The organism is Rhodanobacter soli (assembly GCF_039523495.1).
GTDB classification, from domain to species: Bacteria; Pseudomonadota; Gammaproteobacteria; order Xanthomonadales; family Rhodanobacteraceae; genus Rhodanobacter; species Rhodanobacter soli.
In genome coordinates this window covers 1,173,520-1,189,278 of the sequence record NZ_BAAAFK010000001.1, presented here as the reverse complement: position 1 = coordinate 1,189,278, position 15,759 = coordinate 1,173,520, and the positions used below count along the sequence as shown (strand labels likewise).

The window sequence follows — 15,759 nt, the reverse complement described above, 5'->3', positions numbered from 1 at the left end:
GGCGCACACTCAATCCAAGTTATTGATTCAAGTCGTCTTATGCTTCACCAGGCGACTCCGGCCAGTAATACGAGTCCGGATGGGGCCGGCTGCCGAAGATGGCCGTGCCGATTCGCACCTCGCTGGCGCCTTCGGCGATGGCGAGCGGGAAATCGCCGCTCATGCCCATGGAAAGTTTCGTCAGATCATGACCTTGCGCCACAGCTCGGTCGCGCAGCTCACGCAGCAGGCGGAAGCAGGCACGCACTTTGGTCGGCTCGCTGGAGTGGATCGCCAGGGTCATCAGGCCGCGCACCCGCAGGGTGTCGTAGCCGCGCAGGGCGTTCAGGAAACTGGCTAGCTGTTCAGGTGGGAGACCGTATTTGCTGGGCTCGGACGAGGTCTTCACCTGCACTAGTACGTCGATCGCGCGCCCTTCGTGCTGCAGCCGCCGGTCCAGCGCCTCGGCCAGCTCCAGCCGGTCCAGCGACTGCACCTCGCTGACCAGCCGGGCCACGTCCTTCGCCTTGTTGGTCTGCAGGTGGCCGATCATCACCCAGTCGATGCCGCAGTCCGCCAGCGGCGCGGACTTGTCGCGGATCTCCTGCACCTTGTTCTCGCCGAAGCGGTGCATGCCCAGTGCCACCCCGGCCCGGATCAGTTCCGGACCGAAGGTCTTGCTGACCGGCAGGATGTCCACGTCGGCGGGATCGCGGCCGGCCTCGCGGCAGGCTGCGTCGACACGACGGCGGATCTGCGCCCAGTTATCGGCCAGCCAGCTGGTGTCCATGCTCATGGCCCGACGATCGCGCTCAGGCCTGGCTGCCCTGCTGGTGATGGCGCGCCACCACCTCGGCCACCACCATGCTGACCTTCTTGCCGGTGGGGATGTGCAGGAACTCATTCGGGCCGTGCGCGTTGGAGTGCGGGCCGAGCACACCGGTGATCAGGAACTGCGCCTTGGGGAATTTCTCGCCCAGCATGCCCATGAACGGGATGCTGCCGCCCTCGCCCATGTAGGTGGCCGGCGCACCGAAATAATTCTGCGAGGCGTCGCTGACCGCCTGCTCCAGCCACGGCGACAGCGCCGGGGCGTTCCAGCCCGAGCCGTCCTTCTCCAGGGTGAAGCTGACCTTGGCGCCGTACGGCGGATCCTTCTCCAGCAGTTGCTTGACGAACTCGCCGGCCTTGGCGCCGTTCAGCGTGGGCGGCACGCGCAGGCTCAGCTTTACCGCGGTGAACGGGCGCAGCACGTTGCCGGCGCTTTCCAGCGGCGGGATGCCGCCGATGCCGGTGACCGCCAGCTGCGGACGCCAGGTGCGGTTGAGCACCAGCTCGGCCAGATCCTTGGTGACTGGCTGCATGCCATCGACCCACGGGAACTTGTCATAGATGTCGTCGCCCAGCACTTCGGCCGACAGCTTCGCCTGCTCGACCCGCTGCGCCGGGATCTCCACGTACAGCTCCTTCGGCTTGATCTGGCCGGTCGCCGGATCCTCCAACCGCGTCAGCAGCTCGCGCAGGATGCGGAAGCTGGACGGCACCACGCCGGACGCATCACCCGAATGCACGCCCTCTTCCAGCACCTGCACGGTGAGGTTGCCGCCGGTCATGCCGCGCAGCGAAGTGGTCAGCCACAGCTGGTCGTAGTTGCCGCAACCGGAATCCAGGCACACCACCAGCGACGGGCTACCGATACGTGCGGCCAGGTGATCCACATAGAACGGCAGGTCGTAGCTGCCCGATTCCTCGCAAGCCTCGATCATCACCACGCAACGCGCGTGCGGAATGCCCTGCTCGTGCAACGCCAGCAATGCCGCCAGCGAGCCGAAGATCGCATAGCCGTCGTCGGCACCACCGCGGCCGTACAGCTTGTCGCCCTTGAGCACCGGCGTCCACGGACCCAGACCGTCGGCCCAGCCGGTCATTTCCGGCTGCTTGTCCAGATGGCCGTACAGCATGACGGTGTCGTCGCCCTGGCCCGGCACCTCGATATAGATGAGCGGTGTGCGCCCTTCCAGGCGCACCACTTCCAGCGTGGCACCAGGCAGCTGGCTCAGCTTGGAGCGCGCCCAGGTTTCCATCAGCTTCACCGCCGCATCCATGTAGCCGTGCGCCACCCAGTCCTTGTCGAACATTGGCGACTTGTTGGGAATACGGATGTATTCGACCAGTTGCGGCACGATCTCGTCGTCCCACAAGCCGCTGACAAAGCGCGAAAGGCGGGCAGTATCCATGATCAAGCTCCATCAGACGGACAAGACCGGCATTGTAACAGCCGCACTTCGGCCACACCGACACGCGCTCGGAAGCCGCCCACAGACGAAAGCGACCATCGCGCACGCCGACCCTGCGGCGCCTCCCACTGCGCGGCCCGGCACCACGGCGCCATAGTGCGCTGGCGGCACCCGGATGCCGTCACCACCGCCCAAGGAGAAAGGCCATGTTCAACAAACTCGTCGCTATCGCCCTTGCACTCGCCCTCGCCGTACCGGGGCTGCTGCTCGCCGCCACGCCGGTCAATATCAACCAGGCCGACGCCGCCACCCTCGCCAAGTCGCTGGATGGCATCGGCCAGTCCAAGGCCGAGGCCATCGTGGCCTGGCGCGAAGCGCACGGCCCGTTCAAAAAGGCCGACGATCTCAACCACGTCAAGGGCATCGGCAAGGCCACGATCGAGCGCAATCGCAGCGCGATCCAGCTTGGCGACGACACCGACGATGCCGTTGCCAAGACGGACGTGCCGGCCAAGGCCGCGCACAAGAAGTCGCCGACCGGGGAGTAGCCATTCCCGCAAACGGAAGCCAGGCGGCGCGGCCCGGCGGGCCGCGCCGCTTGCGTTACACTCGCGCGCCCAGCCTGTCGCCGTCCTGCCATGATCCTGCCGCGTTACCACATCGCCGCCTCCGCCATCCATGGCGCCGGCAACGGCCTGTTCCTCGACGAAACCGTGGCGGCGGGGCGCATCATCACCGCGCCGGACGGCATCGAGCAGACCTTCCGTCACGCCGACATCATGGCCTCGCCGGAACTCAGCGCACAGTTCCACGCCAGCGCACGCTGGTTCGAGGACCGCTACACGCTGTCCCCGGACTGGCCGGACGAGTGCTACATCAACCACAGCTTCACGCCGAACGGGCTGTGGCACCTGGGTTTCGTGTTTGCCCTGGCCGAACTGCCCGCCGGCAGCGAGATCACCGTGGATTATCGACACCTGCTGCCGCCCGGCCAGGCCGAGGATTTTGTCGATTCGGTCACAGGTGAGACAATTACCGGGTTGTCCTGGCAAGAGAGTCTTGCCAGCAGCACCCGTGCACTGGCTGAACTGCTGGCTGCCGCCCACCGTTGATCGTGATGTTCGATATTCCAACCATTGAAACGGCGCGCCTGCGCCTCACCGCACTGACCGAACGGCACTTCGACGACTACGCCGCGATGCTGGCCGACCCGGACAGCACGCGCTGGATCGGCGACGGCGAACCGCTGGACCGCACCAACGCCTGGCGTTCGCTGGCGATGCTGCTGGGCCACTGGCAGTTGCGCGGCTTCGGCATGTGGGCGCTGGAGCTAAAGGGCAGCGGCGAGTTCATCGGCCGCGCTGGCCTGATGTACCCCGACGGCTGGCCGGACCTGGAAATGGGCTGGATGCTGAAGCCCGAGCATCGTCACCACGGCTACGCCACCGAGGCGGGCAATGCCGTGCTCGACTTCGCCTGGAACCAGTTGCACGCCCAGCGCGTGATCAGCCTGGTGCGGATCGGCAACGAGGCCTCCGACCGGGTCGCCGAGCGACTCGGCGGCGAGCACATCGAGGACATGGATTTCTACGGCAGCCACAGCCACGTGTTCGCCTACTACCCGCCGCATCGCGAACACCGCCGCGCCTACGGCTGAACCCACGGCCCCGCCGGCGTGCGCAGGCAGGGCGGCGATTGCCTACAACGCCTGCGGCAGACCGCTGCCGCGTCGCGACGACGACAGCGAACGCGCCACCTCGGCCAGTGCGAATACGCGGGCCACGCGCACCCAGCCCAGCACCAGCACCACCAGCTGCGCCAGCAGTATCGCCAGCACCAGGCCGGTCACGCCGAGCGCCGGGGTATGCACGCGGCCTACGCCGAGCGTCAGCGCCAGCGCGTAGCCGATCGCGCTGATCAGCAAATAGCACGACAGCGTACTGAACGGCCGCCGCAACAACTGCATGAAGCCACGACCAAACGCACGGGTGGCCGAACGCAGGTTGCCGTCCGCGATGAACGCGGCACGCCCCGACTCCACGATGGCCTGCGCCAGCACGAACAGCAGCACGGCCAACCCGATCGCCAGGTACGACGTGCGGTCCGCCTGCGATTCCAGCACGGCTCGGGCATCGACCCGGTCCACTGCGTCGAAGGCCACGCCGATCAACGCCGCCATCACCGCGTAGGGCACGATCGACCACAGCATCAGGCGGAACATGCGGCCATATTCGACAATGCCGCACTGGAGCAGGTGGCAGAATCCCAGCACGCGGCTGGCGCGTCCGCTACCGACCAACATACCGTTGAGGAACGGCGACAACAGCACGGTCAGCAGCAGGCCGAGGATCGCCACACCACTGATCCAGCCGGTATCGTCGCGCAACGCCGAGATGGTGTCGCCGAACATCAGTGGGCTGAACTGCGCAGCCCATGCCTGCGCATGCACCGAATGGTCAAGCAGCCCGCTCAGGCTGCGCCACAACGGCAGACTGACCACCGCGGTCGGCAGCAGCAGCAACGAGGTCCACAACAACAGCAGGCGCCACTGCATGGCGGCCAGCGGGGCGCGCATCACGGCGCCAAGGTCCACCCGGCGCGAAGCACGTTTGTTCATCATCACAGTGACCCCACCAAGGCATAGAAGACCTGCAACAAGGACGCGGCATCCGCGCTCCAGCGGCGCGAGGCGCTGCCGTCGGCCTTGGTCGTCCGGCTGTCGTTGAGCTTGTTCGCATCCAGGTAAACCTTCCGCTCGGGATCGAGCGTGGCCGAGACCACCTTGGACGGCTTGGTGAAATCGAAGCGGGCCCAGCGGCGGTCATCGTTCCAATGCACGTCCACGCTGCTGCCGTCGGCGAACTTCACCCGCAGCAGCTGCGGCACCGGCACGCCATCGCGGCGCACGGTGACGGTGCTGTGCCACCGGAACGGTCCGCTGCCCGGCTTCGCGTTTGGATGGGCCTTGTCCCAAGCCTCGCGCTGTTTGTCGACCTGCTTGTCGAGAGCGTCGCTGTCGAGCTCGTTGCGCCTGCCGTCCTTCAGCGTACTGCCGGCCTGCGGCAGCACTTCGACGGTGTCGATGCTGGCGACCCGGTCGTCGATCTGCGCGGTGCCGTAGACGTACTGGTCGAAGATTTCGTCGACCACCTGCGAGTTGCCGGAGACCTCGGCCAGGGTGGCACGCAGGTCGGCCGACGACGGATGGCGGAAACGCCAGCGCCGGTAGTACTCGTGCATCGCACGCTCCAGCACCGGCGTGCCCAGGCGCTCCTCCAGGTCGTGCATGGCGGTGGCGGTGCGCGAATACACCGTACCGTAGCTGCTGCTGGACAGGCGGTCCCAGGCATTCGCGCCCAGCGGGTCGGGCGGCTGATGCAGGCCGGCGCCGAGCCGCTCCGCTTCGAAGCCGGTCATCGCCGGCGTAATGCCGAGGCGCTTCATCCAGCCCGACGCCAGCACGATCTTCTCGCCGCTCTCGCGTGTCATGCGGCCGTCCCAGTACTCGTTCATGCCTTCGTCGAGCATCGGCTCCTCGAATTCGTTCGAGGCCAGCAGCCCGTAGAAATAGCCATGGCCGAATTCATGGATGGTGACGAAATCGAGCATGTACTGCGTGATGGTGCCCGGCTCGACCTTGGCGTAGCCCTCGGCGGTGAAGAACGTCGGATACTCCATGCCGCCCGCCTCCGACGCGTTGTACGGCGGCACCACCGCCGTCACCGTCTCGTACGGATAGGCACCCAGCGAGTTCGAGAAAAACGTCAGCGAGTCGGTGGTGGCCTTGAGCACCGGTCCGGCGCTGGCCGCGTATTCGTCGGGATAGATCACCCGCACGTCGACCTTCGGACTGCCCGGCCCCTGCCAGCTGCCGTCCAGCGTCTTGTAGCCCTTCGCCGCGACCCAGGCGAAATCGTGCACGTCGCCCTGCACGAAGTGGTACGTACTTTTGCCGTTCGCCGTCTCGGGCGGCCTCTGCAGCTTGCCCACCGCGCCGACGGTGTAATTGCTGGGCACGGTTAGGCGTACGTCGTACAGGCCGAAGTCGGCGTAGAACTCGCTGTTGAAATGGAACTCGTGTACGTTCCAGCGCGGCGCGGTGGCACCGCGCTCGCCGGGCAGTTCCAGCACGCCGATCTTGGGGAACCACTGCGCCACCAGGTTGAATTCGCCGAACCAGCCGGTGCGTTCGACCACCCGCGGCAACTGGCTGAGGAAGTCGATATCCAGGGTCAGCGTGCCACCAGCCGGTACCGGTTCGGCCAGGTCGATGCGCACCACGGTCTGGTCGGTGGCCGGGCCGCCGTCGGGCTGCACGAACTGCCACTTCAACGCGGCATCGCCCTGTTTCACCTGCTTCAGCTCGATCCAGCCCCACTCGCCCTTCTTCAGGGCCGCCGCGCCGCGCGAGCGGCCGTGCGCGGTGAGCACCTTGCGCTCGGTGAACCAGGTGCTGCCCTCGTTCTGGAAGGCATTGAGGTACAGATGGAAGTAGACCTTGCTTACCGGGCGATCGCTGCGGTTGCGCCAGGTCATGTGCTGCTTGCCGCTTACCGTGTGTTTCGCCACATCCAGCTCGGCGTCGATGCGATAGCTCACCACGCGATCGGACAGGGTCGGCTCGTTGCCGCTGCGCTCGCCGCCCCATGCATTTGCAGCGCTGGGTACGGTGACCGCGGCGGCATCGGCGGCCGCGAAGGGAATGTCGGGAAGCGCCATGCTGGTAGCGCTGGGTGGTACCGAGGCTGCCGCCGCCGGAGCGACCTGCTGCGCCATCGCCAGCCAGGGCCAGAACGCGGCCATGGCGCACAAACATCCCCACTTGCGTACGATTCGCCGCATCTTGCTACTCCCCCTGAGCAATCCTCGCAGAGTGCACCCAACCAGTCATGGCAGGCATAGGCCATAGGTCATGCCGACGAGCCTGCCGGCCGGCTCAGTAGACGTCGCGCCGGTAACGTCCCTGCACGCGCAGCTGCTCGACTCGCGCATCGCCCAGCACGTCGCGCAACACCGCATCGACGCCCGGCGCCAGCCCGTCGAGACTGCCGCAGACATAGACCGCCGCGCCGGCATCGACCCAGCACCGCAGTTCGCCGGCCGCTTCGCGCAGCCGCTGCTGTACGTGGATGCGTTCGGCCTGGTCGCGCGACCAGGCGAAATCGGCGCGCTCGATCCGGCCATCAGCCAGCCAGCGCTCGATCTCGTCGCGATAGAGAAAGTCGTGCGCCGCATGCCGCTCGCCGAACAGCAGCCAGTTGCGCCGATGGCCGGCGGCGATGCGCGCCTTCAGCAACGCGCGCAAGGCGGCCAGCCCGGTGCCGTTGCCGATCAGGATCAGCGGCCGCGCATCCCTCGGCGCGTGGAAATTGCCGTTGCTGCGCACACGCAGGGCGATCTCCGCGCCGACCGGCGCATGCACCGCAAGCCAGCCGGAACCGAGGCCGAGGTAGCCGCCGCGACCGCGCATCTGGCGCACCAGCAGGTGGATCGCGCCGTCCTCCGGCAGCGAGGCGATCGAATACTCGCGGTGCGGCAGCAACCGCAGCGTCACCGCCACGGCTTCCTCGTCCAGCCCGTCGATCTCGTGAACTTCGGGCAAGCGGCAGCGCTGCAGCAGCGCGGCCAGCGGCAGGCGCTCCTTCCCGAACGCCACCGGCACGCGGCCATCCAGCCCGCTTGCCGCCAGCCAGGTCGTCACCCTGTCCGGCGCATGGCAGGGGCCGATCTCGACCAGGTCGCCGGCCTGCCAGTTCGCACTGCCCTGCAGCGGTTGCAGTTCGAGATGGAAGCAGGGTTCGCCCACGCTGCCGGGGTTGAGCAGGCGTCGTTCGGTCAGCCGCCAGCGCTGGTACTTCGGCGCCTGCCAGTCCGGCAGGTCGCTGACGCCGGACAGCATCGCCAGATGATGTTGCCAGTGGCGCAGACTGGCCTCGTCCTCGCTGTCCACTTCCACCGGATCGAACAGCGCCCGCGCACCGCTGACCTCAAGCCAGCGCTGCAACTGACGGCCGAAGCCACAGAAGTCCTCGTAGTCGCTGTCGCCCAGCGCGAGCAAGCCGTAGCGCAGCCCGTCCAGTCGCGCCGGTTGCCGCATGGTCAGACGGCTGAACGCTTGCGCCATGTCCGGCGGCTCGCCGTCGCCGGTGGTGCTGGCCACGAACAGCACGCGGTCGGCGTGACGCAGTTCGTCGAGCGTCAACGTGTCGATGCCATGCAGCCGCGCCGACACGCCCGCCGCCTGCAGGCTCTGCAGGGTCTGCCGCGCGAGTTGTTCGGCAAAGCCGGTCTGGCCGGCGTAGATCACGTGCACGCCGACCTCGGCCCGTACCGCGTCGACTCGCGCACCGTTAACGACCGCGAGCGGATCCTGAGCGGCCGCCGCATCCGCCAACGCCAATAGCTTGCGCGGCGCCGGCAGGCGCTGCTGCCGCCACCAGCCGAGCAGGCCCAGCCACGCCGACAGCACCAGCGTCGCGTCGATCCAGCGTGCGGCTCCCGGATCGCGCCATCGCAGTACGCCCGCGTGCAACAGCAGCAGCGCCGCCGACAGCAACGCCAACCCGCCCAGCAGGATCGTGTTGCCAAGGGCCGCGCGCCGTGCCGTCGGCGTATCGGGCTTTCTCATCGCTGCAACTCTGCGACCAACGCCGGCGACAGGCGCTGCTCGAAACCGCGCGCGGCGCACACGCACGGCAGCGCGCCGACCGGGCGCGACGCCGGATTGATCCGCTGCGACGGGTGCGGCGGCCTCATCCAGAAGGCACGGCGCTGTGGTCGAAGCGGTTCGGTGGAGGGTGGCGGCTGGCCCATGTTTGTCCGTGATTCGCACACACGCACCTGCCCGGGGAACTGCGGCGGGCGCGGATGGTCTCGATGAGCGCAGAATTCGGAATCTTGGGCTGCGCCGGCGATCATTAGACCGCAAACAAGAATCAATCTCAACAACAAGCCCTCAACGAGTCTGGCGTCCAGCCACCTCCATGCAACCCGGGAGCACCCAGCGCATGCGCATTCTTCTGGCCGAGGACGATGCCTCCATCGCCGAGGGCATCTGTGCGTCGCTACGGCACGGCGGCCACGCGGTGGACCATGCCGCCAAGGGCAACCTGGCCGACGCCGCACTGCGCGATCACGACTACGACCTGCTGGTGCTGGATCTGGGCCTGCCCTCGCTCGACGGCAGCGAAGTGCTGCGCCGCCTGCGCCGCCGCGGCACGGGCATGCCGGTGCTGGTGGTGACGGCCCGTGACGGTCTGGCCGAGCGCATCCGCCTGCTCGACCTGGGCGCCGACGATTACCTGGTGAAACCTTTCGCGCTGGCTGAATTCGAGGCGCGTGTGCGGGCCCTGCTGCGCCGGGCCAGCAGCCAGGGCCGGCCGGAGTTGCAACTGGGCCGGTTGCGGCTGGACCTGCCCGGGCATCGTGCATGGATCGACCAGGCGCCGCTGGAACTGACCGCGCGCGAATTCGGCCTGCTGGAAGCGCTGGCCCTGCGCGTGGAGCGCGTCACCAGCCGCGCCCAGCTGATCGCGGCGCTGTGCGACTGGGATCAGGAGTTGACCGACAACGGCCTGGACATCGCGATCCACCGCCTGCGCCGCAAACTGCATGGCAGCGGCACCGGCGTGCGCACGATTCGCGGGCTGGGCTACCTGCTGGAGGAAATGGGCGACGCCGGAGACGGCCAGGCATGATGAACCCGCCGCCGCGCGTGTATCCGCTGCGCCCCAGTCTGCGCCGGCGCCTGCTGTTGGTCCTGCTGGTCCCGGTAGGCGTGCTGCTGCTGCTGGATGCGCTGCTGACCTATGGTGTGGCGCTGACCTATGCCAACCGGGTGCACGATCGCGACCTCAGCGACGATGCACTGACCCTGGCGACGATGCTAGGCAACGACCAGCTCGACGGCGAACTGACCCCGCAGGCGCGCTTCCTGCTCGAATACGATCCGGACGGCCACAGTTACTTCACCGTGAGCAGCACTAGGCATGGTCTGCTGGCCAGCAACGGGCAACTGCCGCAACCCGCGCAGGTGCCGGCCATCGGCGCCCGCCCGGCGTTGTACGACGCGCAGTTGGCGAAGCACGTCCTGCGCGCCGCCACGGTGCACATCGCCATGCGCAACGACCCCGGCGACAGCCTGGTCGTCACCGTCGCCGAAACCCTGCGCGACCGGCACCAGCAGGCGCGGGAAATCCTGCTGCTGGCCAGCGTGACGCAAGCGCTGCTGATCGCCGGCGTGCTTTCGCTGGTCTGGTTCGGGGTCGGTCGGGGCCTGCGCGTGCTCGACCCGCTGACGGCCCGGCTCGCCGCGCGCACGCATGAATTGACGCCGATCGACGGCCCCGATGTACCGCAGGAAATCCAGCCGTTGACGCTCACCATCGACGCGCTGTTCGGCCGCCTGCGCGCCACGCTGGCCCTGCACGACCGTTTCATCGCCGATGCCGCGCACCAGCTGCGCACGCCGCTGACCGGACTGAGCCTGCACGTCGAACATGCCATGGCTGACCCGCGGCCGGAGACGGTGGCCGACGCCCTTGTCCACATCCGGCGACTGACCCAGCGCGCCGCACGCACCTCCGCGCAGTTGCTGGCGTTGACGCGCGCGCAGGCGCCATCGCTGGAAGCCGGCGAGCGCACGCTGCTCGACCTGACCCGGTTCATCCCCGAAGCGGTGTCCGAACGCGTCCACGAAGCCATCCGGGCCGGCGTGGACCTGGGCTACGAGGGCAGCGGCCAGACGCTGTTCGTGCTCGGCGACGCCGCCAGCGTGCAGGACCTGCTGGACAACCTGATCGACAACGCCGTGCGCTACGCCGGCCGCGGCAGCACCGTCACCGTCAGGCTGCAGGCGCGCGCCGATGGTGGCGCCAGCCTCAGCGTCGAGGACAACGGTCCCGGCGTACCGCCCGAACTGCTGCCGCGGCTGAGCGAGCGCTTCTTCCGCGCCACCGGCAGCAACGAGGAAGGCAGCGGACTGGGGCTGGCGATTGTCCAGCGCATCGCCGAGCGGCATCACGCCGAAGTGATCTACCGGCTCGGCGAAGTGCGCGGACTGTGCGTGGAAGTGCGCTTCCCCGCGCCTGCCTCGCCGGCTGGCCACTTTCCTGTCTCAGGGTAAAGAAAGATTCCACCACGACAATGACGCGGGATGACCACCACCCAATGCCGACTGCGCCAATGCCTCGGATCATCGCCATGGAAAACCGCGCACCGTGCCCCTTCGACTGAGCAAGACAACTGACGACTGCTGGCTGCGCATGTGCGTGTTTGGTGTCGTCTTGTCCGGGCTGGCCGGCTGTGCCGCGCCGCTGCCCCGACTGGCGCCGCCGGTGCCCGCGCAATGGCAGCACGCGGTCGCCGCGGACCCGGCCCAGCCGACCGACCTGCACGGCTGGTGGCACGCGTTCGCCGATCCCCGCCTCGACGCCCTGGTCGACCGTGCGCTGGCCAACAACCTCGACGTGGCGCAAGCGGTCGAACGGCTTCGCGCCGTGCGCACCCTGCACGAGCGCGCCCACGCGCGCTACCTGCCGGCGCTGGATGCACGTACCAACGACGCGATCGATCCGGACGCCAGCGCCTCGTTCTTCGTGGCCGGTTTCGACGCCAGCTGGGAACTGGGTCTGTTCGGCCGCGCCGAAGGCACCCGGCGCGAATCGCAGGGCGCGCTGGACGCCGGCGTGGCGGACCTGCATGCCGCCCGGGTCACCCTGGTCGCCGAAGTGGTGCGCGAGTGGATCGACCTGCGCACCGCGCAGCAGCAGGAACAGTTGCTGCAGCGGATCAGCCGGCAGCGCCGGCACGCATGGGAACTGCAGCGGACGCGGCAACGTCTGCAGCTGGCGGCACCCGGGGCGGTGGACCAGGCGCAGGCCGCCTGGGCGCAGGCCGAAGCCGCCCTGGCTGCGCCACGTCAGGCGATCGACGCCAGCGCGCAGCGCCTGGCCGTGCTGCTCGGGCAGAACCATCCCGATCCTGCGTGGCTGCAAGCGGGCACGGCGCCCGAGCTGGGCGCCTGGCGACTCGACGGCACCCCGGCCGAGCTGTTGCGCACACGGCCCGAGATCGCCCGCGCCGAGGCGGACGTGCTGCGCACCGCCGGCGAACTGGCGCTGACCCACGCTGATCTGTTCCCCAGCATCGGCCTCGGCGCCTCGATGGTCTGGGCCACCGACATCAACAACAACCACCGCTTTTCCACCACCCCGAACGGCATCGCTTCGCTGGGGCCGGTGATCGATATTCCGCTGTTCGACTGGGGCATGCGGCTGGCCGCCACGCACGCCAAGGCCCACGAGCTGAAAGCCAGCGTGCTGGCCTACCGGCAGGCCGTGCTGCAAGGCGTGGCCGAGGTGGAAACCGCGCTGGCCAGCCTGCAGCAGCAACGCCAGCGCGAGCAGCAGGACATGCTGGCTTGGCGGGCGCTGCAACACGCCGACCGGGCCGTGCAGGTGCGCGCCGGATTGCGCCTGGGCAGCCCGCTCGATCGCGTCGACAGCCGGGTCGCTGCCGACCAAGCCGCGCTCGAACTGGCCGACGCCCGCGCCGCACGCAGCCTCGCCTACGTGGCCTTGTTCAAGGCGCTGGGCGGCGCACCGCTGCCCATACCGGAGACGGAACCGGCCACGCCGCAGGCGTCCGCCGACACGCACGGAACGCCGCGCTGATGGTCGCCCTCGCGCGCAAGACGCTGATCTACGAATGGCGGCGCTTCCTGCCGGCGATGCTGGCGGTCGGCTTCGCCGGTCTGCTGCAGCTGCTGCAGATCGCGCTGGTGCTGGGCATTTTCGGCAGCACCAGCCTGTACATCACCGGCTCGTCGGCCGACGTGTGGGTGGGTTACCCCGGCACGCAGAGCGTGAGCCTGGGTCGCGCGATCGACGCCGACGTGGAATCGCGCCTGCTGATGGACCCGGCGGTGCAGCGGGTCGAGCCGTATCTGTGGGTCGACGGCGACTGGCGCGGGCCGCGCGAGACCGGTGGCGTCTCAGTGTTCGTCTCCGGCATCGACCCGGCCGCCGACGGGCTGATGTTCTCCAGGGCACTTTCGCCGGCGCTGCGCGCGCGGCTTGCCGAACCGGACGCGATCGTGATCGACCGCTCCGCGCAGGACCAGCTCGGCGTCGACATCGGCCAGACCGCCACCATCAACGGCCAGCAGGTGCGCGTGGTCGGCATCAGCAGCGGCCTGCGTGCGCTCGGCGGGGTCAACGTGCTGTGCTCGCTGGATACCGCACGCCGACTGGACAACGACCCGACCGACACCGGCCCGACCTACCTGGTGGCGAAACTGCATGACCCGACCCAGGCCGAAGCGGTGGCCATGCGCCTGCGCGGCGACACTGCCTTCGGCCCGTACACGACCTGGAGCGCCGGCGATTTCGCCAACCTCTCGGTGCGCTACTGGCTGTTCGATACCGGCGCCGGCGCCGGCGTGCTGTTCTTGGCCGGCATCGTGTTCCTGGTCGGCGCGGTGATCACCAGCCAGACCCTGATCGCCGCTGTCAACGGCTCGGTGCGCGAATACGCCACCCTCAACGCGCTCGGCGTAGGCGTGGGCGCACTGCGCAAGGTGGTGCTGGAGCAGGCGTTCTGGGTCGGCGCGCTGGGCCTGCTCGGCGCCAGCGTGTTCGGCATCGTGCTGATGCTGCTGGCACGCAGCCAGGACGTGCCGGTGGTTCTGAATGTTCCGGCGGCACTGGCCTGCATCATCCTGGTGCTCGGCCTTGCCGCCGTCTCCGGCCTGGCCGCGATGCGCAGCCTGCGTCGCGCCGACCCCGCCACCTTGCTGAGATAGTCGCGATGCATCCCGTCCCCGCCAGCGAGCCGCTGCACACACCTGCCCTGCAGGCCGACAACGTCAGCAAGGCGTTCGTCTCCGGCCACCAGCGCACGCAGGTGCTGGACGGCTTCTCGCTCAGCATCGACGCCGGCGAGCTGACCCTGATCTCCGGGCCGTCCGGCTGCGGCAAGAGCACCCTGCTGGCGATCCTCAGCGGCCTGCAGAAGGTCGACAGTGGCCGCGTGTGGGCGCTCGGCAGCGAACTGGGCCAGCTCGACCTGCGCGCGCTGGAACGCTTCCGCCTGCAGCACACCGGCTTCGTGTTCCAGGGCTTCAACCTGTTCCCCGCGCTCTCCGCATTCGAGCAGGTCGAGCTGCCGCTAAACCACATGGGCCTGTCGCGCGACGAGGCGCGCCGGCGCGCGCAGCAGTCGCTGGAGGAAGTCGGCCTGGCGCACCGCATGCGGCTGCGCCCGTCCGAGCTGTCCGGCGGCGAGAAGCAGCGCGTGGCGATCGCCCGCGCGCTGGCCAAGCAGCCCGAGCTGCTGTTCGCCGACGAACCGACCAGCGCTCTCGACGCCGCCAACGGCCAGATCATCATCGACATCCTGCACCGGATCGCCCACGCCCACGGCACCACGGTATTGTGCGTCAGTCACGATCCGCGCCTGGTCGTCCACGCCGACCGCGTGCTGGCGATGGAAGACGGCCGCATCCTCAGCGACCGGCGTACTCATGCGCCGCGCATCGACAGCAAGGAAATTCCGTCATGAAGCCGTCCGCCATCCGTCCGTCACGGCACCCGACCGGCATGCAGCTGCTCGGGTATGGCTGTCTTGCGTTGACGCTGGCATGGCTGGCTGGCTGCTCCCGCTCCGCCGATGCACCGAGCGCCAACGCGCAACCCGCGACCGCCTACGCTGCCGTCGCACGCGGCAAGGTCGACATCGAAGGCGGCCTGCTGAGCCTGTCGATGCCGCGCGAAGGCACACTTGCCAAGGTCGCCGTGCATGAAGGCGACCACGTCAGGCAGGGTCAGTTGCTGGCGGCGCTGGATACCGAGCCGGCCACGCTGGCGGTCGAAGCCGCGCAGGCGCAACTCGAGCAGGCACAGGCGCAGTTGAAGCTGCTCGCGATCAAACAGGCCGCGGCGCAGCAGCGTGCCCAGCGACTGGTCGCGGCCGCCGCCGCCGGTGCCGGCGATGGCCAGAGCGCCGACGATGCGCGCGAGGCGGCGGCACAGGTCGATGCCGATCGGCAGTCCGCCCATGCGGCGCTGAGCATGGCCGGCCAGAAGCTGGACGAAGCCCGCTACGAACTGAAGCAGCGCAGCCTGTTCGCCCCGTTCGACGCCGACGTGGTGCGAGTGTCGGCCCAGCCCGGCGCCAGCGTGTCGCCCGCATCCGGACCGTTGTTCACCCTGCTGCCGCAGAAACCGCGGATCGTCCGCGCCGAACTCAACGACAGTTTCGCCGCGGCGATCCAACCGGGCATGCCGGCCGAGGTGGTCGCCGACAGCGGTGGCGACCATGCCCGCTGGAGCGCGCACGTGCTGCGCGTCGGCCAGGTCTACGGGCCGGCCACGTTGGAGAACGACCCGCAGATACGCGCCAACGCGCGCACGGTGGAATGCGTGCTGGCGTTCGACCAGCCCGACTCCGATCAAACCCGGAACTTGCGCATCGGCCAGCGCGTGACGGTGCGTTTCGGCCACGCCGCGGCGCCGGTCGCCACCGCGTCGAAAGACTGAGGAAA

General features: G+C 68.6%; 14 protein-coding genes. 9 read left to right on the top strand and 5 right to left on the bottom strand.

Annotated features, from left to right (window positions below; all coding sequences use genetic code 11):
* Positions 1–37: 37 nt before the first annotated feature.
* Together ABD024_RS05335 and ABD024_RS05330 are read right to left on the bottom strand one after the other, a co-directional pair.
* Positions 38–769: a YggS family pyridoxal phosphate-dependent enzyme gene (locus ABD024_RS05335; protein WP_343854513.1), complete on the bottom strand. Its 732-nt coding sequence runs from the start codon at positions 767–769 to the stop codon at positions 38–40.
* A gap of 22 nt (positions 770–791) precedes the next feature.
* Positions 792–2,216, bottom strand: coding sequence for a M20 family metallopeptidase (locus tag ABD024_RS05330; RefSeq protein ID WP_343850403.1), 1,425 nt, complete (start codon positions 2,214–2,216; stop codon positions 792–794).
* 206 nt (positions 2,217–2,422) lie between these two features.
* On the opposite strand from ABD024_RS05330, the gene ABD024_RS05325 reads away from it, so the two are divergent.
* From ABD024_RS05325 to ABD024_RS05315, 3 genes are all read left to right on the top strand, one after another.
* The gene (locus tag ABD024_RS05325; protein WP_343850401.1) at positions 2,423–2,764 is read left to right on the top strand and encodes a ComEA family DNA-binding protein; all 342 of its coding nucleotides are present in this window, start codon (positions 2,423–2,425) and stop codon (positions 2,762–2,764) included.
* A 90-nt stretch (positions 2,765–2,854) separates the two neighbouring features.
* Complete coding sequence (locus ABD024_RS05320) at positions 2,855–3,328, top strand: SET domain-containing protein-lysine N-methyltransferase (protein ID WP_343850399.1); 474 nt, start codon at positions 2,855–2,857, stop codon at positions 3,326–3,328.
* 5 nt (positions 3,329–3,333) lie between these two features.
* Complete coding sequence (locus ABD024_RS05315) at positions 3,334–3,873, top strand: GNAT family N-acetyltransferase (RefSeq protein WP_343850397.1); 540 nt, start codon at positions 3,334–3,336, stop codon at positions 3,871–3,873.
* 42 nt (positions 3,874–3,915) lie between these two features.
* On the opposite strand, the gene ABD024_RS05310 is transcribed toward ABD024_RS05315, so the two are convergent.
* The 3 genes from ABD024_RS05310 to ABD024_RS05300 form a co-directional block, all read right to left on the bottom strand.
* Positions 3,916–4,836 (bottom strand): hypothetical protein, encoded by a 921-nt coding sequence (locus ABD024_RS05310; RefSeq protein ID WP_343850395.1) that lies wholly within the window; start codon positions 4,834–4,836, stop codon positions 3,916–3,918.
* Positions 4,836–7,019, bottom strand: a complete 2,184-nt coding sequence (locus tag ABD024_RS05305; RefSeq protein ID WP_343850393.1) for a M1 family metallopeptidase — start codon at positions 7,017–7,019, stop codon at positions 4,836–4,838. The genes ABD024_RS05310 and ABD024_RS05305 overlap by 1 nt, the downstream gene beginning before the upstream one ends.
* Before the next feature lie 133 nt (positions 7,020–7,152).
* Positions 7,153–8,844, bottom strand: coding sequence for a flavodoxin domain-containing protein (locus ABD024_RS05300; RefSeq protein WP_343850391.1), 1,692 nt, complete (start codon positions 8,842–8,844; stop codon positions 7,153–7,155).
* A gap of 379 nt (positions 8,845–9,223) precedes the next feature.
* Between ABD024_RS05300 and ABD024_RS05295 the strand changes: the two genes are divergently transcribed.
* The 6 genes from ABD024_RS05295 to ABD024_RS05270 all read left to right on the top strand — a co-directional run bounded on the left by ABD024_RS05295 (position 9,224) and on the right by ABD024_RS05270 (position 15,754).
* Positions 9,224–9,913, top strand: coding sequence for a response regulator (locus ABD024_RS05295; protein ID WP_343850389.1), 690 nt, complete (start codon positions 9,224–9,226; stop codon positions 9,911–9,913).
* Positions 9,913–11,340, top strand: a complete 1,428-nt coding sequence (locus ABD024_RS05290) for a sensor histidine kinase (RefSeq protein WP_343854510.1) — start codon at positions 9,913–9,915, stop codon at positions 11,338–11,340. Before ABD024_RS05295 ends, ABD024_RS05290 begins: the two co-directional genes overlap by 1 nt.
* A gap of 94 nt (positions 11,341–11,434) precedes the next feature.
* Positions 11,435–12,889 carry a TolC family protein gene (locus ABD024_RS05285; protein ID WP_343850386.1) on the top strand — a complete coding sequence of 485 codons (1,455 nt, stop codon included), beginning with the start codon at positions 11,435–11,437 and terminating at the stop codon, positions 12,887–12,889.
* On the top strand, positions 12,889–14,019 hold the full coding sequence (locus ABD024_RS05280; RefSeq protein ID WP_343850384.1) for an ABC transporter permease: 1,131 nt from the start codon (positions 12,889–12,891) through the stop codon (positions 14,017–14,019). Before ABD024_RS05285 ends, ABD024_RS05280 begins: the two co-directional genes overlap by 1 nt.
* Positions 14,020–14,024: 5 nt before the next feature.
* Positions 14,025–14,777: an ABC transporter ATP-binding protein gene (locus ABD024_RS05275; protein WP_343850382.1), complete on the top strand. Its 753-nt coding sequence runs from the start codon at positions 14,025–14,027 to the stop codon at positions 14,775–14,777.
* Positions 14,774–15,754, top strand: a complete 981-nt coding sequence (locus ABD024_RS05270) for an efflux RND transporter periplasmic adaptor subunit (protein WP_343850380.1) — start codon at positions 14,774–14,776, stop codon at positions 15,752–15,754. Before ABD024_RS05275 ends, ABD024_RS05270 begins: the two co-directional genes overlap by 4 nt.
* Positions 15,755–15,759 lie beyond the last annotated feature (5 nt).